A 25,999-nucleotide genomic window follows, 5' to 3' on the forward strand; every position below is an offset into this window, starting at 1 on the left:
TCGGATAATTCATTATATTACGGCTACTAACACAAACCATTAACAATTAATGCAACAAGAAACAAAAGCCTTTACCTTGGCAGAGAAACTGGCTATGGTACATGTTGTAAATTCTGTAATCTTAGCAGATGGACAAGTACACACTGGAGAAATCAACGCGGTAACGCAATTAATGGAACAAATTGATTTTGATAGTAATTTTATTATGCAAGCCCGAAATATTGAAAGTGAGCAGGCCATCTTAATTCTGAAACAAATGTCTCAGGAAAAGAAAAGTAATCTTGAAACTATTCTGGAGATGACCGCAATTTCAGATGGGTTTAAGCACACTACGGAAAAGACCCTTATGGCCTATATCTTCAAATCTATGAATAATTGAAACTACACACAACTATGGAAAATGGAACAGTACATAACGTACAATTTACAGAAACGGAAAAGAAAGCCATTTTTGTAATGAGCAATGAGGTTATTTTAGCAGATGGCAAGGTTCTTCCTAGTGAGCTGGCAGAAATGAAAGAACTTCAGGAAGGAATAGGAATGAGCCCTAATTTGGTTAATGAAGCCAAAGAAACCAGTACTGATGAGGCGCTAGTGGCATTGCATAACATGTCATATCCTAAAAAGAAAATTTTGGCTCAAATTCTTGAGGATATGGCCATTTCGGACAATCACCTACATGAAAACGAAATGCAGCTCATTATACAGACGTTCAAAAATATTGGTATAGGAGGGGAAACTGAGTAATTAATAGGTTTCTTGTTATTAGATGATAAATTGGTCTTTTGGATTCTTGCATACCTATGAGGCCTTGCCAGAAAATCTTTTGTAATCGGCCCTTATTATTTCCTTCACATTGGGTAATTTAGTCCCAAAATTTAGGGTATGGGACAGATTATAACATTTGGAGAGGTGTTGATGCGTATTTCTCCGCGGGGAAACAAAAAATTTATACAGTCTAATATTGTTGAGTTTTATTTTGGCGGAACCGAGCTAAATGTTGGCATTTCCATTTCCAATTTTGGTGGAGAGGTAAAGCATATTAGTGTGGTATCCGAAGATTCCATTGGAGAAACCGCACTGGCGTATATTCGCCAATTTGGTATGGATACTTCTTCTATTGTTCTTTCAAAACGCCCTTTGGGAGTATATTTTCTTGAGGTGGGAGCCGTAATTAGGCCTAGTATGATTTCTTATAATCGTTCTCACTCCGCATTTTCCGAAATAATACCGGCAAAGGTAAATTGGGAAAAAGCCTTGGAAAAAGGGGAGTGGATGCACTGGACCGGAATAACACCGGCATTATCTCAAGGAGCCTTTGATACGCTTAAAGAGGGCTTGAAATTGGCAAGAAATAAAGGAATGGCCGTATCTGCCGATCCTACTTACCGTAGTGATTTATGGAAGTATGGACAAGACCCCAAAGAAGCCTTAACTGAACTGCTACATTATTCTACAATTTTTATTGGTGGTGTTAATGAAATAAACGAGGTATTAGGTACACAGTTTGGATATAGTAATGATGATTTTATTGAAGCTAGCAAAAAACTAATGGAAACTTTCCCCACGATTGAAAAAGTGTTCGATAAAATACGGACCTCATTAAATTCATCCTGGCATAAAATCCGGGCTAGAATGTGGAACCGTGTTGAGTTCCGGGAAACAGAAGATTTGGACATTACCCATGTGGTGGACAGAATAGGTACAGGAGATGCCTTTGCTGCCGGATTGATATATGGTTTACAAAAATTTGATGATTATAAGGCCATGGAGTTTGGAAGCGCTGCCTGTGCCCTAAAACACACTTACGAAGGAGATGTTAACCTTGCTACGGTAAGCGAAGTAAACAATATATTGGCGGGTAATATAACGGGGCGTTTAGTGAGATAGGATAGGGAATAAGCTATTTTGGGTTAAGGCTCTAGAATATTTGTCTCAAAGCCGTCAATGCTGGTGGTGTTTTTGTTCTTCCAATAGGTCTTAATTTTGTCTTCCCCTTGTTTTGAGGCCCAATCATTTAGAGTAGTACGTTCTTCTTTAAATTCCATAAATGGTACGGCAAAACCGCAAGAGGTCTGTACAAGTTCTACATGCATCTCAATAATTTGTCTAGCTCCAGTATTTTTTGGAAAACGCTCTATATACTTATGATAATCAGTATCTCGCTTATGATAGATTTTGGCCGTTCCGTATAGGCGTAAGATTAAAGGTTTTCCTTCAAAAGCACAGAACATAATGGTCATGCGACGGTTCTTTAGTAGATGGGCGGCCGTTTCATTTCCACTGCCGGTTAAGTTCAACCAGACAATCTTGTTTTTATCTATGACCCTAAACGAATCTGTACCTTTTGGGGACACATTTACATTTCCGCTATCGGCAGCGGTGCCAACAAAAAAGATTTTTTGTTTTTCAATGAACCCTTTTAGTTCAGGAGTGATAGAGTCTAATTGTTTTCCCATTGCTTTAGTAACTGTATTGTAAATTTATGGAAAGAAAGGCTAGCATGGAAACTTTAGGTCTCTAGTTTTAGTTTACCGTATCAAATAAATAGTAGTAGTTTTGAAATGCAAAAAGCTACCTCAAAATCTCTATGTATGACATATCAGGATGAGTTTCTTCTTTTTTGGAATCAGGTAAAAGAAAGTGCCCAAGAGGGGAGTTTTGCTAAGTTGACCATGGCAAAGACCATAGGTAAACCAAATCTTAAGAATATTTTTTTGAGACCTCTCTATGCCAAAGATGGTTTTAAAGTCTTGTTGAAATTTAGCTACAGGTCAAAAGAGACGGAGGATAAAGAAGAAGAGCTTACTCTGGACGAAGCATTTCTTATCTTAAAATCTAACCTGAAAACTCATTTTTTTTCAGTTTTATTATTCACCACGGAAAAGGACGTTATTTTTAAAGTGAATAAAAAAGGGGCGGGGAGTATTACGGAAACGCAGCCTTCTTTCAGCAATGTCCTACAGGCCAAAACCGATTAGGAATAGGAAGTTTGGTGGGGTTACGGTTTTTTAAGTACATGTACACAGGGGCTAAACCCAGCCAAGTCCCAAACTCGAACAGACATTATCTTTTTTTTCGTTTACTTTTCTTGTTTTGAATTTTATCCCCTCGTTTTTGTGGCTTTTTATACTTCTTTTTTAGTTTTCTCTCGTAGCTTTTTACTTCGTATTTAACTTTACTGTTTTTAGAAGATTTTTTATGGAAGGAAGCGCCTCTTTTAACCTCGGAGTCTTCTTCTAGTTCTTTGTTGGGGTCAAAGGGTTTATCCGTTTCTTCAGGGGTGAGTTCAGAACTTATTTCTACTTCCTCAGGAAAGTCATTAAACGGAATGGTATAGTTCATAAGCGTTTCAATGGCGTCCTTTAGTTCGGCTTCTTTTTCGCTATAGAAAAGAATAGACCTTCCTTGTTCTCTGGCTCTACCTGTCCTACCAATACGGTGAATATAATTTTCTGGATAAAAAGGGGTGTCAAAACTAATTACGGTACTAATTTTTTCAATATCTATACCACGGGCAATAACATCGGTAGCAATAAGAATCCTGCTTTTGCCGCTCTCAAATTTTTCTATGGATTTAGTCCTATGGTTTTGTTCTTTGCTGGAGTGTATTACTGAAATTTCAGATTCAAAATCCAATGTTTCAGCAAGACGATCGGCACTGGTTTTACTGGCAACAAAAATCAATACTTTATGGTACTCGTCTTTGTCCGCCAATAAGTGGTTCAATAAATTTACCTTGGTGTAAAAGTTGGGTACTGCATATGCTTCTTGGCTAATACTTTCCAATGGCGTACCGCTAATGGATATGGTTTTCTTAATTGGGTTGATTAAAAAATCGTTCATCAATTGATCCACATACGTGGTCATAGTAGCGGAGAAAAGAATGTTCTGACGTTTTGTGGGCAGGTATTCAAAGATGTTTCTTAGCTGTGTTTTGTATCCAAAATCCAGCATAACATCAACTTCATCAATCACTAATTTTTTAATTGATTTTAGTCGTAATACGTTAGAAAGGACCAAATCATAAGTTCTTCTTGGGGTACCTACTATAATATCCTGACCTTCAGCAACGGCTCTTTTTTGTCGGTTTATATTATTAGAACCACCGTATACACCTAAAGTTCTTACGCTTAGGTGGGGTGTTAGTTTTTCAATCTGTTCAACTATCTGAATTACCAATTCTCTGGTAGGAGCTAGAATTAGCACTCTAGGATGCAACTGGTCCGAATACTTCAAGTTTTGTAAAATAGGCAACAGAAACGCAATTGTTTTTCCGGTTCCGGTCTGGGCGATTCCTACAAAATCAGAGCCACCAAGAATAGGGGAGTATGATTCTTGTTGAATGGGTGTTGGTGTTTCAAACCCCAAGTCTACAATGGCCTTTTGTAACTGCTTTTTTATTTTGAAATCTTCGAAATTATCCATTTTGCAAAGTAATGGAAAAAAACACTCTAGTCAGCATTTACAGCGATTATACTTGAGGGATTAAAAATATCAAAACATAACCCTTCTTTTGGAGAATTATGTTTTGATATCATTGTAGCATATTCATTTTAAGAGCTTTTTGGACATGGCATGAAGCAATGGTTTTTCCTTTAAATGAAATTTAGTAGGCTTCTAGAAACACCTCTGCACTCAAACCATCTTTACATTCAAATTCTATTACTGTTTCTTTTTTGTTGGATGAAATGATTTTAGCTCTTTTGTTAGAAGCGGTTTCCATTTCCTTTATCTGCTCTTTTATTTTCCATTCTCCTTTTAATGTAAGCAGTACTTTGCTTGCACGACTTGGCCAGTAATACCACTCATGTTCGTAGATTGAGGATTCTACTCGGGTTCCGTCAGGCATTAAATCATCTTGACCATCGTATATATTTAAGTCAGGGTCGGATACCGCTAGTTTAACTCCGTTAGCTTCTTCTTTTACAATAAATGTAGATGGACGATTTACAGCTTTCACCAAGCCAGATTCCAGTTTTGCATGTGCGTCGTATATGGCGTAGGCCGTAGTTGCATTTTTAGGAGAGCTTACTATATGGGCCTTTTCGTTGTGCTGAATAACTTGGTAAGGTTTGTTTTTTCCGGTCATTTCAGTATTAAAACGCTCCATTTTTTTCTCATCGGCATCAATTATAAGTGCGTAGCCATACTCAGCATTTTGAGGGGCGACACCATGATTGAATAAAACTGTTGTAAAATCACCATTAGTAGTTCCTTTAGCTTGATACTGTGGGTTGGTTTGATTTTCACGTTGAATGGTTAACGAACTATTTTTAGGAACCTTGGGAATATAATACCCTGTATTTCTATTATCAATTAGCCAAAATGGTTTTGTCTTGGTCAGCGAATTTTTAAAAGGAAATTCGGCTATTGTACCATTACTTGTAACCAGTCCGTCGTCACCTGAAAGTATTTTGTTCTGAAGGATAGTAGTTTCTACCGCATACTCTTTAATTCCACTTTTGATATTTGAACCCAAGCACACGACAAAATCATCAAAAAAGAAATACGATTTCTTACCTGTAAACGATTGTAGTTTGAACATGTCATGACCCTTAAAAGGAAATACAAACACGCTATTTCCATCAACAGTCTCTACGCCTCCTACAAAGCTTTGGTCCGAGAAGGGATATTCCCCGCCTTCGTCTCTATGTTGTCCGGGAGAGGTAATGATTTGTTCGTAAGGAGTATAAACAGAGGTAACTCCCGGCCAACGGTGCCAATCGTATCCTTCATGCCATTTACCTTCTTTTGGTGTTGTACTGTCCAAACTTTCCGGGTAGCTAACATCTAGGTATCCGTTGGCAATGAAGGTTGGGTAGGCAAAGTAGTTTGGTCCCCAACTTTCGTATGGATAAACATATTTGCTATGCCCTCTAACCGTTGCCATCCAATCATTGTTTTCTCTTCGTGTACCTACTAACGAATAGGATAACATTCTAGATTTTGCATAGTTATAGGTATGAAATTCCCCTTTTTGCTCCAATTTTTCCATCCAATAGGTATCTGTTTGAGTGGGCTTCTCTTTGGCTTTTATTAGTTGCTTATAAAAGCCCGCCATTTTTTCGTCGTACTGATCCGCACTTAATGCAATTAGAGCAGGCAAGTTGAAATATTGACTAGGTAATTGATAACTCGAAAATCGGATAGAAGCAAAAGCACGAGGTCCCACAAAATCATCGGTAAACAGGCAGTCAAAAAGTGTTTGAGTTATCTTTTTCATTCTAGCCTGCGCATCTGCGGAGGCTTTAAATGGCGAATGACTAAGCAAGTATAAAATAGAAACAGCACCGTCAACACCTCTTCCTCCATAGCCTTGAGCGTGGCCAGCATGGTGAAACGTAACCCCATCTGGTTTAAATATTTCATCCAATCCATTTGCATAATTAGACGTTATGTTAGAAAAGAAAGAAGAGAAATGTCGTAAGTCACGTATCTTCTCGGGCGAGTTTTTCATGATTAATGCCGAATATAACCGTGGTTTCAACAAACCTTGGGAATCATCCGCATCAGCGGCAACTCTGCCTTTTACTCCATATACTAAATCCTCACGATACACTTGACCAAAACCGTGAAACCACTTCATGATGCCAATTGCTTTTTCCAGTCTATTGTTTTTTTCCAACACATCACGCATCAAATAAAATGCAGGGCCAACTTCCCTTATTTCGTATGAATAATGATGAATCCATCCTAGACCTACACCAACGTCAAAACCTTGGTCTACACCATAGTCGAATAAATTGATGAACATTTTCTCTAAGCGATTTTTGTCTTGTTCATTTTCAATAGAACGGTACAGTGAAGCAATTTTCATCAACGCTTTTGAAAAATGTTCTTTCCAGGTCATGCAACCTTCATTGAACTTATTACCTAATCCCATTTCTGCAAAATGCTCGGGATATATGTTGCCTTTCACTAATGGAAGTCCATATATTTTATCGCCATCACGCTTAATTTCAAATTGCTCATAGAGTTTTACTATACTATTAATCGATTCATCTTTTAGTTCTTCTCGCTGATACGGTGGAAGAATGAACTCTTCTGCTTTTTTATCCAAAGCATTAAGAGCCGTTACCATTTCTGGAGAGACCTCTTCTAGTTGAAAGGAAGGGGTGTTATGAGACCACTCGAACAAGCGATGTTCGTATTGGGTAACTAATCTTGTATGGGGTTTGATATAGGGTAATTGGGGATTGGCACTAATGGTCTTTGGGTTCATGGGTAACGAAAGACCTATGGCATCAATGTAGTAAGTTCCTTTACCTGTTTTAGGGGATAGAATGGTCATTCTGTCCATGTCGGGCCTTGGAATGCCGCGCATATCTCCACGGTCATACATTATGCTTACCGTACGCCAACCAACAAAATCTAAGTTATATTCAAACTCACAATCTACTACATCATCACGTCCAAATTGAAAGGTAAGACGGCGAGTGCTGGCCTCTTCATTATAAATCCACATAAAAAATCCACGGGGAAACTCAAGAACTACCTTGTTGTCATAACTGGAGTGGCCGTTCATCAGATATTTGTCCCTTCCGATAGGTTCCAGTTTGGATAAATCACGTTGTTTGTGATAACCAATAGCAGTATTGAAAATTAGGGCATCATTTCCAATCCAGTCCCAGCGTAATGATTTCTTGCCTTGTTTCATCCGCAAGGAGTCTATACTTAATTGGCCTCCTCTTGCCGAAAGTTCTGGAGGTAAACCTTCTTCAAAGCTTTCCATCAGTTTTTTTGGTTGATATCCGTCTTGAGCATTTGTCATAATGGTATATGACAAGGCAATTAAGAAAAGCAGTATTTTATTCATTGTAAGAGACTTTTTATACATTATATTTTTACCATTTTGTAGTAAGCAGATGACATTGAACTATTTATTTTACCAAGAATATTTCGGCACTTAATCCATCTCGGCATTCAAACTCAATAACCGTTTCATTTTTATTGGCAGAAACCACCTTTGCCTTTTTGTTGACCACCGTTTCAATTTCGGTTATCTGGTCTTTTATTTTCCAAAGACCTTTTAATGTAATCTGAACGGTAGTAGGGCGTGTAGGCCAATAAAACCACTCACGCCCATAAATAGCTAATTCTACGCGCGAGCCGTCCGGTAATCTATCATCTTGACCTTCATAAATATTAAAGTCGGGATCTGAAAGCGCCAGTTTTAGGCCTTCAGGTTCTTCTTTTACTAAAAATGTTGCAGGGCGACTTATCTTAGTAACCTTTCCTTTTTTTAGGATTACACTTTCATCGTAAATGGCATATGCCGTAGACTTAAGTTTTGGTGCCTTTACAATATGTGCTTTTTCGTCTTGTTGAAGTATTTCGTATGGTTTCTCCTTACTCTTCATCGCTTTAGCGAAGGCGTCCATTTTCTGGGAATCGGAGTCCGCCATGATGGCATAGCTATAACTAATATCTTGGGGGGCTTTACCATGATTAAACCAAACTGTAGTGAAATTGCCTTTTACATCTTCAAGCCCATGAGCATCTGGATTTACCTGTTCTTTACGCTGAAAATTCAGGGTAGTGTTTTTAGGAATAGACGGAATATAATAACCCGTATTTCTATTATCTACCATCCAAAAAGGTTTGGTAGAACTTAATGTCTTTTCGTAGGGAAATGCAGAAATATTTTCTGTGCTTAACGCTAAAGGTGTGCTTCCTTTGATTTCATTTTGTAGAATGGTGGTTTCAACATCATATTCGTCTAAATCACTTTTAATATTACTTCCTAGACAAACCACATAATCGTCAAAGAAGAAATAAGATTTCTTGCCAGAAAATGACTGAATATTAAAGGCGTCATGTCCTTTAAAAGGGAAAACAAAAACGCCATTTCCTTCTTGCGAAGAAACACCTCCAACAAAAGGTTGGTCAGAAAACAAATATTCCCCACCTTCATCTTTTATTTGACCGGGATTGGTGATCATTTTATCATACGGAAGCCTAACAGTAGTAGCTCCTGGCCAACGGTGCCAGTCGTACCCATTTATCCAAACACCATCTTTTGGACTAGTACTTCCAAGGTCATCCCAATAAGTGACATCTAAAAAACCATTAGCAATAAACAAGGAATACGCAAAATAGCTAGGTCCCCAACTTTCAAAAGGGTATACGTATTTGCTATGCCCACGTACGGTAGTCATCCATTTATTTTCATTGCGCTTTACCCCAAGACTGGAATAGGACATAACCTGTAGTTTGGGTTGTTCAAAACTCTTTCTTTCTACGGATGCCTTATTCAATTTATTGGTCCAATAAGAATCCATTGGGTCGGGTTTTTTCCGTAGCGAGATAAGCCAATCGTATAAATTTGCCAATTCTGGGTCAAATGTGCTGCCGGAAAGTGCTGCTAATGCAGGAAGATTATAAAACTGCTCCGGTACGGTATATGGACTAAAACGAATGTTGTCAAAGGCTCTTGGGTTTTTAAGTTCCGGTGTAAACACACAGTTAAAATAAGTTTGGATAGCTTTTTTAATACGCCCAACGGACTCATTTTTCATATTAAAAGGCGAATCTGCCAAAAGGTAGGCCACGGATATTAACCCATGTGCCCCACGGCCACCATATCCCAAAGTGTGACCTGCATGGCGACAAACCGTGCCATCTGCTTTTAAAATCTCGTCTAAAGCTCCTGCATAAGCTGTTGAAACATTAGATAAATAAGAAGAATAATGCCGAAGATCGCGTACTTTTTCTTGTGAGTTCTTCATAATCAACGCGCTCAGCAATCTAGGGCGAATTAAACCTTGAGCATCATCCGCATCATTTCCAACCCGGCCTTTGACCATATAAGCCATATCTTCCCTGTAGACTTGGTTGAAACTATACATCCACTTCATTAGGTCCGTAATCTCCTCAAGACGATTATTTTCCTCTAGCACTTTACGCATTAAGAAGAAAGCTGGCGCATGTTCGCGAACTTCATAGGAGTAATGGTGGATCCACCCTAACCCTGCACCGTTGGCAAACCCTTGGTCAATACCATAATCTACCAAATCCAAAAACATTTTCTCAAGTATAGCTTTATCTTGGGGAGTTGTAATGGATTGATATCGTTTGGATATACCCAACAATAACTGACCATACTCCCTCCAATCAAAAACACCTTCCTTGTTTTTCATTCCGCTGTCCGCAAAATCACCCTTTATCAAGTTTCCTTTTATTAAAGGTTTCCCATAAGTTTCGTCGGCTTCCCTAACAATTCCATAGGCGTCGTACTTCTTCACTAAATCAGAAATGGGCTTTTTTTGTAATAGCTCTCGCTCATAGGAGGGGAGAATGAACTCATCAGCTTTTACAGCCATATCATCCATTGCTTTAACTAGTTCAGGATTTAGCTCTTCTAACTGAAAATTAGCTCTGAATTTGCTGAACTCATAAATCAGCGATGCATAATTGGTAGACTTTCTGTTATGGGGCTGTATATGTGGTAACTGAGGATTAGGGCTTTTGGTACGCGCGAACATTTGCATGGATGTATTGATTACATCAATATAAAAAGCACCCGAACCTATTGCTGGGGCAACAATCTTTAGTTTGTCCATACTCTTGTTGGGGACACCTTTCATATCACCACGGTCGTAGTGAATATAGACTGTTCTCCACCCTTTAAAGTCTAAGTTATAGTCAAAATGGGTGTCAACTTTATTACCTCTTCCAAATTGAAAAATGAGACTTTGATTACGGGGAATCTCGTTATAAATCCACATAAAAAAGCCTCTTGGAGCCTCTAAGATTGTTTTGGTAGAATTCGTATTAGAATGCACATTCTTAAGCTGGTCTTTATCATACCCTGAAGTGTTGATAGGTTTTTGAGGATGATAGCCTATAGGGGTGTTGAAAACTAGAGTGTCATTGGGGACCCAATTCCACTTTAAAGAATTTTTACCATCTTTTATTCTTTTGGAGTCCAATTCCAGTTTGCCACCAGTGGCAGATAGTCCTTGGGGAATTCCATCTTCAAAATCTTCATAGGTAAAAGTAGGTTGAGTAGAACTTTGTGAAAAAAGGGAGTGGCTCAACACAAGGGTAAGAAGTAAGAAAAAGATATTTTTCATATAGAACTATTGTTGCACCTAGTAACTGTTTATTTGGTATGGTTTATTGTTGTTCCAATAATTCATGCATTTGCTTTCCCGCAAGGAGAAAGGCACCACAACCATATTCTACAGTGTCATTTTCACTGAGCGCAAATGGGCTAGACCCTACTTTTTGAACATAACCGATTTTTCCATCGGCGTTTATGCACTTAACAAGTCCGCTCCATGCTTTTTTTACATGAGGTAGGTACACTTCTTTATTTAATACTCCATTGTTTACGCCCCATGCCATGGCATAACAAAAGAAAGCGCTGGCACTAAATTCCTTAACCGGGTATTGCTCTACATCTAAAAGGGAAGTACGCCACATGCCATCTTCACCCTGTAGCGAGGCAATTTCCTCCATCATTTCTAAGTATAACTGCTTGTATTTTTTTCGGCTATGGAAGTCTCCAGGAGTGTAAGTAAGCATATCCACTAGGCCTCCAACGACCCAACCGTTACCTCTTCCCCAAAATATTTTTTTCCCGTTTTCAGTTTTTAAAACATCACCTTCTTTATCCCATTTAAATCGGTCATCACGATAAAATAAATGGTCTTCTTTACTGTATAAATGGTCATAGGTATCCCAAAACCGGACATCCATTTCATTTAAATATTTTCTTTTGCCTGAAGAGGTATATAATTTTAACCATGCTGGAGGCGCCATAAATAAGGCATCTGCCCATGACCAATTGGTGTCTCCATTCCACCCAACGACAGGTCCTCTTTTAGGATTATCGATAATGTAATCTACTCGCTCATACATATCTTCCAATACTTTAGGGTCTCTGTTTACCAGAAAAATATCAGTATACACACGGCCTATAGCAAATTCATCTGCATGTCTTTGCCGTTCTCCTAGTTTATAATCAACTTCTTGACACAACCCATCAACATAATTAAAAATCTCTTGGTCTTTGGTAAGGTCGTAATAGGCCATCATGCCCGATAAGAAAGTTGCTCTTACCCAATTATGTGTGGTTAGCGGTTCAATAATACCACCAGGGATATACATAACATGGGGCAGGTTATTGATTTGCCAAGTAGAGGTTAAATCCATCAACTCTAAAACACCTTTTTGGGACATAGGGTTTATATCCTGTATTGCTGTGTTATTTTTTGATATCTGGGCAGGCGTAATTACGGAAGAGTTACTATTGCATCCCCATAAGACGATACAAATTAGCGAGCATAATGTTTTTTGAATTTTCATTTGAATTAGAGAAATAGGTTTGTAGAATTAGTATGATTTATTTTTGAATAAGTGATGTTCTTTTTTAGTCTGATAGCCCTTTTAATATGGAAGAAAGCGTAAGCTTAGTAACCATGCCTTCTTTTCAAAATTGCTGTTTGTAACTACAGTCTAAAAATAAGCTGGGTATGCAAGAATAGGGAGGGGGTAATAGTTTGAAGAGAGGGGGGTAATACGCATTAAGCCTTATTATCTAGTCTATTGAGCGTATTTGAGGAGAGAAAATTAACTCTTTGGGAAATAAGATTGGGTTTTTTTAAAGTACGATCTTACCGATAGAATAGGAAGAAAATTTGAAAATAAATGAGGAACGAAAGACTTTCAAAAGAGAGGATATAATAAAAACGGTAGGCATGTTTAATAATGATACGCCTACCGTTTAGTTAACGGAATGAATTTTTTAAATGAAAGAATTAAGGTTAAGATGCAAATGCCTTGTTGCACGTACAGTTATGGTTTATTCTTTTATTTCGCCATTTGCCGCCCAATAAATACCGCCAAATAAGTGATTTATATAGGTTTGGTCTTGAAAAGCTTCCGATTTATGACCAAGTGTGGTGTAGAATGAACGGCCTCCTTCGTAAAACTGGTACCATGCTACAGGATGGTTTTCGCCCATACCTTCCAGTGGTGTTTCGTCATATCCCTTTTGATAATCGTAGGTGTTTTCATCTACCGATAGAAGTACTTTTATATTTTCGGATTTTAAGAGTTTAAAATTGTACCATTCTTCACTCCATAACCATTTTTCTGGTAGGTGCAGGTTTGAAGGAAAATTGACATCGTGATTGGTGAGTACGGCGGCCTGAAATTGTGGATGGTCTTTAAAAACTCCGCCTACCAGATTATCGAACCACGGATTTCTTATCTCACTATCGGATGTTGAGTGGACTCCCACAAAACCTTTCCCGTTGTGAATGTGTGTCTTTAGGACTTCAAGTTGGTCATTGTTTAAGATATCGGCATCGGCATTTAGGAAGACAACCACATCATAAGAAGGTAATTTATCAGCAAGACCTTCAGGACTTTGCGTCCAATCAAATTTAAACTGATGTTCAGCAGCCATTTTATGAAAAGCATCTACTGCGGTAGGAATACACTCGTAGTGCCAAGTGTCTTGTACGGTGAATAACAACACCTTAAATTGGTCTTGGGCAAAAGCCATATGGTTGAAAGTTATAATGATAAAACATATTAATTGTAAAATTCTTGTTTTCATAAAGTTTAAGTGTTGAGAGCGTGTTATTATAAGATGTTGAAGTATAAATAGTTCCATGCGGAATTGATGCTGTACCAAACAGGGTAGTTAAAAGCTTCTACTTCTGCCACAACATATTTGAGACCAGCTGTTTTAGCGTATTTGAAGTATGCTTCAAAATCCATTTTCCCGCTCTGGCCGAGTTCTTCGTAGTCTTTTACATGCCAGCTTATAAACCGGTTCCCGTATTTTTTGAAATAGTCAATGGGGTCAACATTGGAAAAATGCATCCAATATAGGTCGGCTTGGAAACTAACATACTCTGGATCGGTGTTTTCTAGGAGATAATTATAGATAACTTGATTTTCTAGATTCTTGAATTCATCAGAATGGTTGTGATAAGCGAATGCAATCTCCCTTTCTCTACATAGCTTTCCAATAGCATTGTAATACTCAGCATACCTTTTGAGTTGGGCAAGGGTGGTGATTTCTTTAATTTGATTGTTGGATATTGTGAGGTATTCTACGCCAGCTTGCTTATGGTCTTCTATACATTTTTTCCACCAATCCATGGCTTTTTTCCAAGCTCGGTCATCATTGGAAGGAAGGTCGTAAAACGTCATAGATCCTGTAAATTTCAGGTTGTTCTCTTCTACTAATTTTTTAAAATTTAGAGGAGATAGACCATAAAAGGAGCGGTCTTTATAAACAAAGGTTTCAATATAGCTATAGCCCATTCTATCTAGATACTTCAAGGTCTGCTGAGGGTTTTTCTGCATTTCTTTATGTACCGAAACCAGTTGAATACCTATGTTCTTATCTTTTGGGTTTTTCTTAATGTAGCGGGTTTGCCAAAGAACCTTGTTCTGTGGGTTTGTTCCCTTTAAATACACATCGGTCTGATCTTTAAAATCAAAAGTAACCGTCATGGTTTCTTTCCCGGTAAAGTCCCGGTCTTTCATTATCCAATCTGTATTGCTGGTAAATCTACCTTTCCCTAGAAACATATCGCCTTGAGCGCTTTTGCCCAATGCAAAAATAGAATCGGTCTTTGTATCATACCCAATAAGCTCTGTTAGGGTATGGTTGTAGATTTTTCCATCGCTTTGAAATACATCAACGGACATTGCTGTATTGTCTATTTTAGGATAGTTGCTCATTTTTATTAGAGGCGTAGTGGCTACACTATCCGTTTTATGGTCAATTGAACTGACCCAAAACCCTAAATACTGTTGTAATCTATCTGATTGCGATGGAATGGAATCTTGCGAGAAAGCAGAATGTGTTCCTAGTAAGAAAAGCAGCAATGCAATTTTATTGGTAAACCCATGTAAACGGAAATGGTAAGTCATCCTTTAATTTTTATGGTAGTAAATTTAAAGGAGTAGCTTGTTTTAGACTATAAGCTATGAAGCCATAATTGCCACTGGTGTTGCAAACAGAATAGTGCGTTTAAAACCTAGAAAGATGTGTGATTTATTAGAGTAAGTTTAGTCTATCTCTTTATATACGTGTATGTAAAGTTTTGAATTTCTTAATAAGCTGAATAAACATGGGTGAAAACAGCGTATGCCACATAGGTGCTATACAATGCACAATTTATTATAGAATGGGGGAGGAGTAACATTTACCTTCGGAGTATAGGTACAAACCAACTTATTTATGCAATGGTAAAAACAGATTCTGTAGTAAAGAAAGCTAAAAGGTATTTGGTCTTGTTTTTGGTTACATTTTGGTTAAGCTGTTCTTCGGATAGTGAGGAAATTAAAAATGATGTAGATGATAATGCTACTGTAACCAAAGTGGAAGCTTCCTTTGAGCATACTATTTCGGAAGAGGACCCGTATTCTATTTTATTGAACAATACAACAGAATCGGATTCCGACTTTTCAGCTGTATGGGATTTTGGAACGGGCGGCGATAAGGTTCTTGATATGGAAGGCCTTGAGGAGGTACGTTATGAAAAAACCGGCGAATATACAATTACACTTGAGGTAACCAATACGGCTGGTACATCAACAGCGACCAAGAAAATAATGGTAGACCAACGGTATGGTGTATGTAATATTAATGGGTGTGAAGAACTCTCTCAGAATGGATTAAAAGAAGAGACGGATACATTTGCCGTTGGAGTAATAACACAATCGTACAGAATTAACGAAGGAGGTAACCACACACAAGTATTAAAAAAGGAATTCAATAGTTTAACATCCGAATACGAGATGAAGATGAATATCATGCATCCTTCTCCAAACAGCTACGATTTTAGTGCTGCGGATGCTATTGTTGATTTTGCTGTTGCAAATGACATGTTCGTTCACGGCCATGCCCTAATTTGGCATGATGCCACGCCGGATTGGGTAGAGAATTTTTCGGGTACCGATGCTGAATTCGAGAAGATGGTAGAAGAGTATATAACCACTACCATGACCAGATATAAGGGTAAGGTAAGGTCTTGGGATGTTGTTAATGAGGCTGTGGACGAAAGTGCGGGCAACCCTTTACGAAACTCTATTTTTAGGCAAAGAATGGGAGATGACTATATAAAGAAGTGCTTTCAATTTGCTAGAAATGCAGATCCGGATGCGATTTTGTTTTATAACGATTTTAATATTGCGGCCAATTCTGGCAAAAGAGCTGCTATATTCAATTTGATAGATGATTTGAGTGAACTAGTGGATGGTGTTGGAGCAGAAATGCATATCTCAATAGATTATCCTTCAACTGAAGATATACAAGCGGTTGTAGATGCCACCGTTTCAAGAGGTTTAAAAATACATTTTTCGGAGTTGGACATTCGTACGAATCCTGAAAACGACAAAAATGTATCTTCTTTATCCATAGAAAAGGCGGCACAGCAAAAGGCTAAATTCATGGAAGTTGTAAGAATATACAACACCGTACCTCTTGAGAATAAATTTGGCATCACGGTATGGGGTCTTCGTGATAATGAATCTTGGTTGATCGATTTTTTTGGTGTACCGGAATGGCCTTTGCTCTTCGATGAGAATTACAATAAAAAACAGGCCTATGATGGATTTTTAGAGGGATTACAATAGGCGAAAAGATGGATATGAATAAAAAGTTGATAGTTAAAATGAATCTTATTAAGGTAGGGATAATTCAGATAGTAGGTCTTTTATTGTTTACGTTCATAGGTTGTAAAGAAAAAGAAAATAGCGAAAACGCTTTATTGGACGCAACCGTAGAGGAGAAGGAAGAAATCGCCTTAAAATCGGTCTTTAAAGACTATTTTAAAATGGGTTCTGCTATAAATGGTGCAGTAGTTTCTGGAGAAGATACGGCCTTGTTACACATAGTAAAACAACAGTTTAATACAATTACACCCGAGAATTGTATGAAAGCGGAATCCGTAAGTCCGGCCCGCAATGTGTATGATTTTAAAGAGGCAGATGAGTTTGTGGCTTTTGGCCAAGAACAAGAAATGTTTGTTGTGGGGCATACCTTAATCTGGCACAATCAAACTCCGGATTGGTTTTTTACCAATGAAAAAGGAGAACCTAATTCACCCCAAGAACAAAAGGAGCAACTGCGAAAGCATATAGAGACCGTAGCCGGAAGATATGCCGGAAAAGTACATGCATGGGATGTGTTAAACGAAGTGGTTGATAATGATGGGGCTTATAGGCCTACAAATTGGATACAACATATTGGAGATGGTGATGAAATGGTGAAGTTGGCTTTTAAGTACGCCAGCGAATACGCACCTGATACCGAGCTTTATTACAATGATTTTAATGCATGGCGACCTGAAAAAAGAGACGGCATCGTACGTATGGTAAAGATGTTACAGAAAGAAGGAATCCGTATAGACGGAATTGGGATTCAGGGCCATTGGGGACTCAATTTTCCTAAGAACGAATATATCCAACAAGCCATAGATGCCTATGCTGCGCTAGATGTAAAAGTAATGATTACAGAGTTGGATGTAGATGTGCTTCCTTTGACCAAAGAAGGACAGATAATAGGAACGAGTATGATGGAACCCCAATATCAATTGGAAGAGTTTGAAACTTTCCTAGACCCCTATAAAGAAGAACTACCGGAATCCGTTTCTGTGGAATTGGCAGAACGGTACAAGGAGCTATTTGAGATTTTCCTGAGCAACCATGACAAAATTGACAGGGTTACTTTTTGGGGCGTACACGATGGTTTGTCTTGGAAAAATGGATATCCCATTCCCAATAGAACCAACTATCCGCTTTTATATACTCGGGATAAAAAACCAAAATTAGCCAAAAAAGCAATTTTGGAAACTGTTAAACAGAAGAACTTTTAATCACAAATATTTAAATGTACAACTCATGAAAAATGCCCTTTTAACTGCGTTAGTAGTACTTTGCTTCAGTACTTTATCCAACGCTCAATCTTCGACTTATGAAAGTGGAGAAAGCCAAGAAACCGAGAAACTCTTATTGACTATTTTCTTGAAGCATGATCAGTCTATGAACTTGGAAGAGATAGAGAAGGTTAGGAGCAATCAGGGATTTTATAAAAACTTTCCTCCGGAAGGAGTGTCCGTGGTCAACTGGTATGTAGTTATGGGTATAGGTCAAATGATTGTATTGGAATTACCAGCTTCCAAACTTAGGGAAGTGAATTTGGCCATAGAAAAAACTGCTTGGAAAGCTTTCAGGTCAGAGATTTATCCTACCTATGATTTATACCCATTAATAGAGCAGAAGTTAGATAATAAGTCTAAAGTAAGTTACTAGGTAGAGATTTAACTCATCCAAATTCAATCATTTCTAATGAAAATTTTACGAATTTGGATGAGTTGGAATCTATATGTAAATGTGGCGTGTAGCCCAGTTAATGGACACTATAACCACCAAAATGTATTGAAGAAGTTTTCTTGCTCTAGTTTTTAAGTGGGATAGCATATATTTTACCAGCCATCATATCAGGAACTAACAACCTTCCTTTATCCTCCTCAAGATAAAAATCGGCGGCAGATTCTAAACCTTCAATAAGCACGGTAGACGCCTCGGTTTCAGGATTTATTTTCCAAACTTTTCCAGCTACCCAACTACTTATATAGTAGTTACCCTTACTATCCTGTTCTACGGCATCGGCCCCTCTAAATTGCCCTTTCAGAGGACGAAGAACACCATTTTCGGTAACTAGAAAATTCCCCTTGAAAAAGGCACCTACCATAATATTTCCATCGTTGTCAACACCAACGCCATTGGGGTTCAACATAAGTGGGGAAGTATCTTGTTTTATGGTAATGTGCCCTTCTAAGTCTACATGATAGATACGCCCCAACTCAGGAACTTTCTTGGCTTCTTCACTATCTAACGGCCATAAGTTATTATCGGGATCACGCATGTATTGTGTGGCACCCATATCGGCTACGAAAATTCCGCTATCCTTACCGTCTAACGAAACATCATTGAGATAAAGAACCGTTTCGGGAAAGTTGGTTTTATCCACAAAAATGCTGGCATTCCCTTCTTTATCAACTTTCCAAATTCGGGTAACATCCGAGAAATACAGATTCCCGTTTAAGTAGACTATGCCTTTGGGTTCATCAAAACCTTTGGCAAACACCTTAACACCGGTTTTTGAAATCTCCACCAATTCGCCATCTCCAGGTTCTTTCCCGTTCATTATAGTCACATAATAGTTGTCATTAAAGCCCTTGGTAATGCTCTCCGGTTTCATGCCTACTTTAACAGGGAATTTCACTTCGTGCTGCGCTTGACTCATGAAGGCGAATAAGAAAGTAATAAGGAATGTAAGTTGTTTAGTTTTCATAATGGTTTTTTAGGTTTAAATAGAAAGAGTTAGCTAACAATTTTAAAACTGAATTCTTTTGTGATTAGGAGTGTATGTCCGTATTGAATACACGTGTATAAGTTTAGATATCAGTATCTTACAAATCTATTAATCATTTGGACATGAATATGATAGTTTTGAAGCAGATACTATTACTATTGATGTGCATTTGGTTTGGCACGGAATGCAAAGTGTGGAGGGTAGGTTCTTTAGGGGGAGAGATTATTAGAATAAAGAGACGTTTATTTGCGTAACGAGAAAAGCCACTTACCTATAAGCCGAAACTAGAAGGGATGCACGAAGAACCAGGTATCATTTGACCAACTAAATTGGTTTAACCGCTTTTCTAAAGCGGTTAAACCAGTCATTGTTCTAATAATTATGGGATACCTCTTGTTATCCGTTTATTTTTTACTGAGATTTTGAAAAAACTCGTTTCGGCATGCTATATCCATAAAATCGCCACCATATTCTATAGTAGTGGTAGAGCTGTCTTTGTCTTTTATGCCTCTAGATGATACACATAGATGCTTTGCGTTTAGAACAACAATAACACTTTGCGTATTTAACGTTTCTTGTAAATCATTTAAAATTTGCAGACATAAGCGTTCTTGTACCTGCGGACGATGGGAGTAGTAGTCTACTAATCTATTTATCTTGGATAGACCAATAACTTTCTCATTAGGGATGTACCCAATATGTGCGTATCCCGTTATTGGTAAAAAATGGTGTTCGCAAGAGGAGTCAATAGTAATATCATGCTCAATAAGCATTTTTCTGTACCCGTATTTATTGGGAAATGTAGATAGTTTAGGCTTGTTGTTAGGATTTAGGCCATAGAACAATTCTTTTACATACATTTTTGCAAAGCGATAGGGTGTTCCGGATAGACTTTCGTCTTTTAGGTCTAGTCCTAACTCTTCCATTATTTTTGAAAAGTAGACCTGGATATTTTCAATTTTTTCTTCGTCCGCTTTGTCAAACGCATTAGAAAGTAAAGGAGTATCAATAGTTGTTAGTATATGGTTATCTCCAATTTCTTCATCGGTATATTTTTTCATAGTAATTTATCTTGAGCAACAGTTATCCGGTTGACAACGGCAGTATTTTAAGTTGTATATGTGCAATAGTATGAGTGCGAAAGCGGGGAAATAAATAGCAATTTCCAGAAGATAAATAAGTTGAATCTTTTCGTTTAGGATTACAGCAAGTAAAACAAACCAAGATACCCACATAGCATATTTTATCCAGGTTTTTGAAGAGTTCTTGGTAGATTGATATATGGCAAAAAGTGAAATTGAAAGAAAAAGAAAATCTAATGAACCCCACCAGGTTGCAGTAGCTTCATGGCAAGCTGTTGAACAGGATTGGGCTATAAATATAAATGGTGTAGCAATGCAATGCACCATACACAAAGAACTTGCTAGTATACCGATTCTATCCGGTTTTAATGTGGCTTCCCTCATTCTAAATTTTATTATCGCAACCAAGTTGCAATAATAGAAAGAAAATTTTGTTAATACAACATGGTTGCAGTAATTTTGTATCATGGGAATTTCCAGGAGAACAAAATCTGTTACTAGCTTGCTTGAAATATTTGAGCGAGAAGGACGTGCTTTATCTGCCATTAGTTTGATAGAACGCCTAAAATCAGAGATTAACAAGACAACTGTCTACCGCACTTTGGAGAGAATGGAAGATGAGGGTATGGTGCACTCATTTAAAGGAAAAGATGGACTACAATGGTATGCAAAGTGCAAAGGGTGTACGTCTTTAGTACATTCAGATACGCATCCACATTTTCAGTGTCAGGATTGTGGTAAAACCGAGTGTTTAAATTTGAACATGGCTATTCCTACCGTTGCAAATCACAAAGTAAACAGTGCAGAAATCCTGTTGATCGGTCAATGCCAGGATTGTCTTTCTTAGTTCTCTTGCTGAGAGACATGGTTTAATACAAATAACGTAGTACAGTTGATAGGCAACCCGTTTCAAATTGGTACTATGCTAGATATGGATGTTTTACTTGTATCCAACTTTTTGTAAAGGTCAACTTTAACGTTGAAGATATAGGAAATAAACATATCTCTTTTGTTTCACCATAAAGGTCCTATACCTTCTTCATTATTTTCAAATGCTACTAGCATAGTTCCAAATGATAAGGAGGGGGTGTGTGAAGGTTAAAAAAGCTGCTTAGTAGCCTGATCTTTATAGCTATGGGAATAAAAATGACAATAGCTAAAATTTAAATTTCCCAGAGAAACACAACGCAAGATATTAATAGAGGTAAAGGAATATTCCAAAGTTTAAAAAGAGTCTATGTTTTTAAAACACTGCAGGGGCGGATAGTATTTTATTGGTTCAGTATTTTTGCTCTTGCTTCTTTTGGGAGATATTCATCTACTAACCTGTCAAGATAAGTAACGGAAGATTAGAATAGGTGCATGTTCAATTTCCTCCTCTATAATAAGATGGACCAAATACACCGTTTTGACCTACTACTAATGGAGCCATTGATGTACCAAACCTAAAAGCAGGATTTAACCAATCTATATTTCCATTATTCGCGTTCAATGCCATTATACCTGAATTATCTTTAGTTTCATCAGTATAATTAATGGCATGCCCATGATAAAACAATTGTCCATTTGCGTAAACGGGACTGTTATCAACGGAGATATCATCCCTAAACCAAAGTTGTTCTCCATTGCTCAAAGAAACTGCATATGGTCTTAAATCATAAAAAGATAAACTACTACCTTGATCATAAAGACCATAAACCACATTCTCCACAATAATTGGTGACCATATGGCCTTAAAACCAGTTTCAATTTCCCACTGTAATTCACCTGTCTGTGAATCAAGACAGAAGAGTGAAGAATAAACCGTATCCCTCATTGGCTCCCCTTGTACCACTAACTTATTGTTTAAAATATGTATATCTCCTAGTTTTTCAGCTTCAAAAATCCATATAACTTCTAAGCTTTGTAAATCTATAGCATATAGATTTTTAGCTGATATGTAAAGGATGTCATTTACTATCAATGGTTCATTGATAACTTCTATATCTTCTGGAAATTCAATCTTTTGTAATAATTGCCCAGTTTCTTTATCTAAAATATGCAGATAGGTAGGGAAATACCCATAAAAGCTTTCTTCAGACATTACAAATACCCTATCATCATGAACTACAGGTGTTCTATTCTCATTTAAACCATCATCCAAATCCCCATTTGGGTCCGTTGAATAATACCATAAAAGTTCTCCAGTATTTTGATCTAAAGCTACAACAACTCCATAAGTACCCGATGCATAGCATATGCCATCTACACAGGCAGGTGGCGTTATACCATAACTACTCGTATCATAATTTAGCATTGGAGTACTCCACAGTAGATTTTTGTTAGCAAGATTTATTGCGTTTACACTATTATCGTCGGTAGTAACAAATAGGTTGCCTTCATCATAATCTGCAAGTTTCTCTACATCTGTTTGATCGGAAAATGTATATACAAGTGTTTCTTTTCCTGTTTTGGCATCTACGGTGAACAAACTCTCATAAGATGCGGTTACTACAAAATCATTATTTTCCGGCTTACCAGAAACTATGAGATTATCATTTTTTATTTGTTCGGTGTCATCAGCTTCTAAGATATCTACACCATTTTCTTCTGAACATGAAATGTATACTGCCATTAAAAGAAATAAGCCTAAAATCTTTATCCTATACGGTAGCGAAAAATTTAAAAACTTCATTATAACAATATTTTATAAAGCTGTTAAAATTAGAGCAAACTAAATATCAGCCTTTTAACCAAATATTAATTCTCTATTATTTAAATGTAAGAAAACAAACAACTACTCTATTACCATGATTACACTACCATTGTATACCTCTTTATGATAATATAGGCTATTTGAGAAAATTGTAAGAACAAAAAACAAATTCTAAAGAAGTAATCCATTACGTGCTTAACTGTTCGAATTGTATCCCCAGAAATCGAATCGATTACGATTTGGCTATCATTTTAAAATTAGAAATTTCCCTTTTAGGCATGTGATGATCATTTTTTTTCCTTTTATATTCTTCCGGGAGCTTAAGTATGGTTGCTAACGTTAGTATATACGTTGGAAGTTGCTGTTTTTTTTAGTTAAAAAAGCAGTTTGGTCATAGTAATAATTCCGACAATAAGTATTAAAGATAAAGACAGCCTACGGAATTTGCTCTGGGGAATATAGGCTAAAATCTTTTTTCCTATAAATGTGCCTATTAGACCAATTATAAACAAAAAAGGCACATATTTTAGGTCGTGCTTATGAATATATCCATTGCTATAATATACAAATGTTCTAGAAAAATCTATCATAAAATCTATAAATGCAGAAGTGGCAATAAACACACTTTTTTCTAAATTGAAAGAGGCCATTGTTAACCCCCTAATAGCTCCTCCTGTGCCTAATAAGCCGGCAGAGAAGCCGGATAGTGCTCCTCCAACAACTGCGTTTTTATCGTTTGGAGAAATGCTTAGTTTACTCTTAATAAGAAATAACAAGCTAAATCCTATTAAGAAAATGCCTAAGAATATTTCTAAAAAATTACTGTTGAATATCTTGGATAGAAACCCACCAATCACTACAAAAATTACTGATGGTATTCCAATGGATAATAATAACCTTTTGTCTAACCCTTTTTTAAACAAAAATATTTTACTCAGATTACTGGAGAGATGGAATATTGCGGTAAGCCCCAAGACAGATTGAAAATCGAAATAAAAATTACCCAACGGTACAAAAAACACGGATGAACCGAAACCGCCAATTGTACCAATTATTTCGGCTACTAATGTGAGGATTAAAAAAATAAAGTTTATATCCTTCATTCATAAATTAATTTTACATCTCCATCAATAGAACAGGATAACTGCACGGTATTAAATATAGTGCCAAATTTTTCAATATTTTTTTTGAGCAATTCAACATTTAAATTTGTGTCTGTGCTGTAAATCTTCAGTTCATAGTTTATTTTGTCAATTCTAGGAGGTTTCTCTAATCGAATGGCCTTTACTAGTATTTCAGCTTTGGAATACTCAAAATTCATGAAACCAGAAAAGCGTTCCACATTTTTAAGAATACAGGAAGAAAATGAGCCCAAAAATAGTTCTGCTGGATTTGGGATAGTATCAGCAAATTCAGGTGTAATCCCAAAATTAATTTTCGATTGCTTAATTTGAATTGAAGCACTCTTTTTTGAAGATGAACTTGCTTTAACTGAATATTCCATAATTGTTTTTTGTGCTTGCAGGTAACGAATATATGGCTCGTAACGTGTAAAAAGAGGTTTTCCTTTCGGTTAAGTACAAGCCTGATATTTTTTATCAATAAACCAAATTAATATAAAAACGGATTTATAAATACATCTTAACTTTGAAATCTGCAACTAACTATTTATGCAGTGTTTATATAATTTCAAAAAATGATATTGATTATAGTTGTTTTGCTAATAGCAATTCCAAAGCTTCCTTCAAATGTGTTCTCCACGCTGTATGTACATCATCAAAACCAACAACATGAGCACCTTTGGTATTAAGGAAATCAATTTCATCTTCAGTTAGTTTACCAACATTGGCATCCTTTAAGGCATGGTAATAAATTAGATTGGATAGGTCTGTGTTCTTCAACAATTCCGAATATCTCTTATAACCATAAGCAGCAGCAACCTTGTGTGAATTGATCATCATTAAATCCTCAGCTTTTTGCTCCACCTTTGTACTAATAGCATCTTCTTTAAAACCGGCGTCAATTCCTTCGGAATATGCCCTCCAAACTTCTTCCGCAATATCTAATCTGCCTACCATGAGTAAATACCCGTCTGCAATATTACCAAACTTGGAAATATAGTCTTGCCCTGCAAAACAACCATACGATATACCTACAATAAAGACCTTTTTATTTTCAGACTTAAAATAACTTACAAGCTCATTTAACATTTCGGAAGTTTTTGTTCCCAACATTTTGGCTTTGTCAAATGAAATTTCTTTCTCTAACATTGTTTGAGGTTCGATAGTCTGGGCTTGATGCGTATTTATAATGAAGTATTTAGTTTCATCAATTTCTCCTTTCTCTTTAAAAATAGCTTTTACTTCATCCGTAAACAATCTAGGGAAAGGGCCTCCTTGTGCAATAAGTACTATGGTATCACTTTTTGAGTTACCAAACGAATATCCTAATTTCTTCAACTTCTCAGGAATGCCTTCATAGGCTATGGATATGTTTCCTGTTTCTACTTCAGCTTTAACAACTACAAGTATCTTATGATTTCCATCCTTGTCAACAAACATTTGAGGTGTCAATTTTTTCTGCATTACTAATGGGATAACCTCTTTAAATGTTGTTGGTGTTCCGTTTTCATAATACACCAACCCGACATTAGAGGGTGGATTTTTCATTAATTCCTCATAGGATATTAGTCGTAAACTATCTGGAACAAAAGAGTAGTTTTGGGCATTACATAGTGCAGATGTGAAAATGAAGATTACGAGTACTAGATTTTTCATATGGTTTATTTGATTATTCTTTGCAAAGGTTTATTCATGAAACGTAGTCAGTTACTTGCGCTATTTTTCATATACATTGTGCCTGTTGCAC

23 protein-coding genes are annotated in these 25,999 nt (G+C 37.0%); 9 read left to right on the top strand and 14 right to left on the bottom strand.

The features are described 5' to 3' along the window. Nucleotides 1-49: 49 nt before the first annotated feature. The 3 genes from KO513_RS16625 (at nucleotide 50) to KO513_RS16635 (ending at nucleotide 1,890) form a co-directional block, all read left to right on the top strand. Nucleotides 50-379: a TerB family tellurite resistance protein gene (locus KO513_RS16625; protein ID WP_215914366.1), complete on the top strand. Its 330-nt coding sequence runs from the start codon at nucleotides 50-52 to the stop codon at nucleotides 377-379. Further along, nucleotides 376-747, top strand: coding sequence for a TerB family tellurite resistance protein (locus KO513_RS16630; protein WP_215914367.1), 372 nt, complete (start codon nucleotides 376-378; stop codon nucleotides 745-747). Before KO513_RS16625 ends, KO513_RS16630 begins: the two co-directional genes overlap by 4 nt. Before the next feature lie 138 nt (nucleotides 748-885). After that, entirely contained in the window at nucleotides 886-1,890 is a 1,005-nt protein-coding gene (locus KO513_RS16635; protein WP_215914368.1) for a sugar kinase, read from the top strand. A 23-nt stretch (nucleotides 1,891-1,913) separates the two neighbouring features. Here the strand turns inward: KO513_RS16635 and KO513_RS16640 are convergent, their stop codons facing one another. After that, complete coding sequence (locus KO513_RS16640) at nucleotides 1,914-2,459, bottom strand: pyridoxamine 5'-phosphate oxidase family protein (protein ID WP_215914369.1); 546 nt, start codon at nucleotides 2,457-2,459, stop codon at nucleotides 1,914-1,916. Between the two features lie 135 nt (nucleotides 2,460-2,594). On the opposite strand from KO513_RS16640, the gene KO513_RS16645 reads away from it, so the two are divergent. Beyond that, nucleotides 2,595-2,981: a hypothetical protein gene (locus KO513_RS16645; protein WP_215440126.1), complete on the top strand. Its 387-nt coding sequence runs from the start codon at nucleotides 2,595-2,597 to the stop codon at nucleotides 2,979-2,981. Between the two features lie 85 nt (nucleotides 2,982-3,066). Here KO513_RS16645 and KO513_RS16650 read toward each other — a convergent pair whose 3' ends face one another. From KO513_RS16650 to KO513_RS16675, 6 genes are all read right to left on the bottom strand, one after another. After that, a complete protein-coding gene (locus tag KO513_RS16650) occupies nucleotides 3,067-4,428 on the bottom strand; it encodes a DEAD/DEAH box helicase (protein WP_215914370.1) in 1,362 nt (453 codons plus the stop codon). Nucleotides 4,429-4,609: 181 nt separating this feature from the next. Continuing rightward, on the bottom strand, nucleotides 4,610-7,819 hold the full coding sequence (locus tag KO513_RS16655) for a chondroitinase family polysaccharide lyase (protein WP_215914371.1): 3,210 nt from the start codon (nucleotides 7,817-7,819) through the stop codon (nucleotides 4,610-4,612). A gap of 64 nt (nucleotides 7,820-7,883) precedes the next feature. Then, the gene (locus KO513_RS16660) at nucleotides 7,884-11,078 is read right to left on the bottom strand and encodes a chondroitinase family polysaccharide lyase (RefSeq protein WP_215914372.1); all 3,195 of its coding nucleotides are present in this window, start codon (nucleotides 11,076-11,078) and stop codon (nucleotides 7,884-7,886) included. A 43-nt stretch (nucleotides 11,079-11,121) separates the two neighbouring features. Further along, nucleotides 11,122-12,189 carry a glycoside hydrolase family 88/105 protein gene (locus tag KO513_RS16665; protein WP_215914373.1) on the bottom strand — a complete coding sequence of 356 codons (1,068 nt, stop codon included), beginning with the start codon at nucleotides 12,187-12,189 and terminating at the stop codon, nucleotides 11,122-11,124. Nucleotides 12,190-12,811: 622 nt separating this feature from the next. After that, nucleotides 12,812-13,573: a ThuA domain-containing protein gene (locus KO513_RS16670; protein ID WP_215914374.1), complete on the bottom strand. Its 762-nt coding sequence runs from the start codon at nucleotides 13,571-13,573 to the stop codon at nucleotides 12,812-12,814. Nucleotides 13,574-13,599: 26 nt separating this feature from the next. After that, entirely contained in the window at nucleotides 13,600-14,904 is a 1,305-nt protein-coding gene (locus KO513_RS16675; protein ID WP_215914375.1) for a sugar phosphate isomerase/epimerase family protein, read from the bottom strand. 315 nt (nucleotides 14,905-15,219) lie between these two features. Here KO513_RS16675 and KO513_RS16680 point away from each other — a divergent pair, with 315 nt between their 5' ends. The 3 genes from KO513_RS16680 to KO513_RS16690 are packed head-to-tail and all read left to right on the top strand — an operon-like array spanning nucleotide 15,220 to nucleotide 18,288. Beyond that, entirely contained in the window at nucleotides 15,220-16,611 is a 1,392-nt protein-coding gene (locus tag KO513_RS16680) for an endo-1,4-beta-xylanase (RefSeq protein ID WP_215914376.1), read from the top strand. A 38-nt stretch (nucleotides 16,612-16,649) separates the two neighbouring features. Then, complete coding sequence (locus tag KO513_RS16685) at nucleotides 16,650-17,852, top strand: endo-1,4-beta-xylanase (protein WP_215914377.1); 1,203 nt, start codon at nucleotides 16,650-16,652, stop codon at nucleotides 17,850-17,852. Nucleotides 17,853-17,877: 25 nt separating this feature from the next. After that, entirely contained in the window at nucleotides 17,878-18,288 is a 411-nt protein-coding gene (locus tag KO513_RS16690; RefSeq protein WP_215914378.1) for a hypothetical protein, read from the top strand. Nucleotides 18,289-18,433: 145 nt separating this feature from the next. Here KO513_RS16690 and KO513_RS16695 read toward each other — a convergent pair whose 3' ends face one another. The 3 genes from KO513_RS16695 to KO513_RS16705 all read right to left on the bottom strand — a co-directional run bounded on the left by KO513_RS16695 (nucleotide 18,434) and on the right by KO513_RS16705 (nucleotide 20,736). Continuing rightward, nucleotides 18,434-19,333, bottom strand: a complete 900-nt coding sequence (locus tag KO513_RS16695) for an SMP-30/gluconolactonase/LRE family protein (RefSeq protein ID WP_215914379.1) — start codon at nucleotides 19,331-19,333, stop codon at nucleotides 18,434-18,436. Between the two features lie 425 nt (nucleotides 19,334-19,758). After that, entirely contained in the window at nucleotides 19,759-20,415 is a 657-nt protein-coding gene (folE, locus tag KO513_RS16700; RefSeq protein WP_215914380.1) for a GTP cyclohydrolase I FolE, read from the bottom strand. 6 nt (nucleotides 20,416-20,421) lie between these two features. Continuing rightward, nucleotides 20,422-20,736: a MerC family mercury resistance protein gene (locus KO513_RS16705; RefSeq protein WP_371735883.1), complete on the bottom strand. Its 315-nt coding sequence runs from the start codon at nucleotides 20,734-20,736 to the stop codon at nucleotides 20,422-20,424. On the opposite strand from KO513_RS16705, the gene KO513_RS19845 reads away from it, so the two are divergent. Further along, entirely contained in the window at nucleotides 20,636-20,854 is a 219-nt protein-coding gene (locus KO513_RS19845; protein ID WP_371735885.1) for a hypothetical protein, read from the top strand. The genes KO513_RS16705 and KO513_RS19845 overlap by 101 nt on opposite strands. A 48-nt stretch (nucleotides 20,855-20,902) precedes the next feature. Next, complete coding sequence (locus KO513_RS16710) at nucleotides 20,903-21,283, top strand: Fur family transcriptional regulator (RefSeq protein WP_215440145.1); 381 nt, start codon at nucleotides 20,903-20,905, stop codon at nucleotides 21,281-21,283. 519 nt (nucleotides 21,284-21,802) lie between these two features. Here the strand turns inward: KO513_RS16710 and KO513_RS16715 are convergent. The 4 genes from KO513_RS16715 to KO513_RS16730 form a co-directional block, all read right to left on the bottom strand. Continuing rightward, nucleotides 21,803-23,050 carry a PQQ-binding-like beta-propeller repeat protein gene (locus tag KO513_RS16715; RefSeq protein ID WP_215914382.1) on the bottom strand — a complete coding sequence of 416 codons (1,248 nt, stop codon included), beginning with the start codon at nucleotides 23,048-23,050 and terminating at the stop codon, nucleotides 21,803-21,805. Nucleotides 23,051-23,505: 455 nt separating this feature from the next. Further along, nucleotides 23,506-24,234: a sulfite exporter TauE/SafE family protein gene (locus KO513_RS16720; protein WP_215914383.1), complete on the bottom strand. Its 729-nt coding sequence runs from the start codon at nucleotides 24,232-24,234 to the stop codon at nucleotides 23,506-23,508. Then, nucleotides 24,231-24,635 (bottom strand): OsmC family protein, encoded by a 405-nt coding sequence (locus KO513_RS16725; protein ID WP_215914384.1) that lies wholly within the window; start codon nucleotides 24,633-24,635, stop codon nucleotides 24,231-24,233. Before KO513_RS16725 ends, KO513_RS16720 begins: the two co-directional genes overlap by 4 nt. Nucleotides 24,636-24,837: 202 nt before the next feature. Beyond that, on the bottom strand, nucleotides 24,838-25,908 hold the full coding sequence (locus tag KO513_RS16730; protein ID WP_215914385.1) for a hypothetical protein: 1,071 nt from the start codon (nucleotides 25,906-25,908) through the stop codon (nucleotides 24,838-24,840). Nucleotides 25,909-25,999 lie beyond the last annotated feature (91 nt).

The sequence above is a fragment of the Zobellia sp. B3R18 genome (assembly GCF_018860715.1).
In the GTDB taxonomy this organism is placed as follows: Bacteria; Bacteroidota; Bacteroidia; order Flavobacteriales; family Flavobacteriaceae; genus Zobellia; species Zobellia russellii.

Bases quoted from the DNA above. Each gene is read 5' to 3' on its own strand.
- KO513_RS16625 (WP_215914366.1), top strand. From the start codon at position 50: ATGCAACAAGAAACAAAAGCCTTTACCTTGGCAGAGAAACTGGCTATG.
- KO513_RS16635 (WP_215914368.1), top strand. From the start codon at position 886: ATGGGACAGATTATAACATTTGGAGAGGTGTTGATGCGTATTTCTCCG.
- KO513_RS16640 (WP_215914369.1), bottom strand. From the start codon at position 2,459: ATGGGAAAACAATTAGACTCTATCACTCCTGAACTAAAAGGGTTCATT.
- KO513_RS16645 (WP_215440126.1), top strand. From the start codon at position 2,595: ATGACATATCAGGATGAGTTTCTTCTTTTTTGGAATCAGGTAAAAGAA.
- KO513_RS16650 (WP_215914370.1), bottom strand. From the start codon at position 4,428: ATGGATAATTTCGAAGATTTCAAAATAAAAAAGCAGTTACAAAAGGCC.
- KO513_RS16655 (WP_215914371.1), bottom strand. From the start codon at position 7,819: ATGAATAAAATACTGCTTTTCTTAATTGCCTTGTCATATACCATTATG.
- KO513_RS16660 (WP_215914372.1), bottom strand. From the start codon at position 11,078: ATGAAAAATATCTTTTTCTTACTTCTTACCCTTGTGTTGAGCCACTCC.
- KO513_RS16665 (WP_215914373.1), bottom strand. From the start codon at position 12,189: ATGTCCCAAAAAGGTGTTTTAGAGTTGATGGATTTAACCTCTACTTGG.
- KO513_RS16670 (WP_215914374.1), bottom strand. From the start codon at position 13,573: ATGAAAACAAGAATTTTACAATTAATATGTTTTATCATTATAACTTTC.
- KO513_RS16675 (WP_215914375.1), bottom strand. From the start codon at position 14,904: ATGACTTACCATTTCCGTTTACATGGGTTTACCAATAAAATTGCATTG.
- KO513_RS16680 (WP_215914376.1), top strand. From the start codon at position 15,220: ATGGTAAAAACAGATTCTGTAGTAAAGAAAGCTAAAAGGTATTTGGTC.
- KO513_RS16685 (WP_215914377.1), top strand. From the start codon at position 16,650: ATGAATCTTATTAAGGTAGGGATAATTCAGATAGTAGGTCTTTTATTG.
- KO513_RS16690 (WP_215914378.1), top strand. From the start codon at position 17,878: ATGAAAAATGCCCTTTTAACTGCGTTAGTAGTACTTTGCTTCAGTACT.
- KO513_RS16695 (WP_215914379.1), bottom strand. From the start codon at position 19,333: ATGAAAACTAAACAACTTACATTCCTTATTACTTTCTTATTCGCCTTC.
- folE (WP_215914380.1), bottom strand. From the start codon at position 20,415: ATGAAAAAATATACCGATGAAGAAATTGGAGATAACCATATACTAACA.
- KO513_RS19845 (WP_371735885.1), top strand. From the start codon at position 20,636: ATGGCAAAAAGTGAAATTGAAAGAAAAAGAAAATCTAATGAACCCCAC.
- KO513_RS16710 (WP_215440145.1), top strand. From the start codon at position 20,903: ATGGGAATTTCCAGGAGAACAAAATCTGTTACTAGCTTGCTTGAAATA.
- KO513_RS16715 (WP_215914382.1), bottom strand. From the start codon at position 23,050: ATGGCAGTATACATTTCATGTTCAGAAGAAAATGGTGTAGATATCTTA.
- KO513_RS16720 (WP_215914383.1), bottom strand. From the start codon at position 24,234: ATGAAGGATATAAACTTTATTTTTTTAATCCTCACATTAGTAGCCGAA.
- KO513_RS16725 (WP_215914384.1), bottom strand. From the start codon at position 24,635: ATGGAATATTCAGTTAAAGCAAGTTCATCTTCAAAAAAGAGTGCTTCA.
- KO513_RS16730 (WP_215914385.1), bottom strand. From the start codon at position 25,908: ATGAAAAATCTAGTACTCGTAATCTTCATTTTCACATCTGCACTATGT.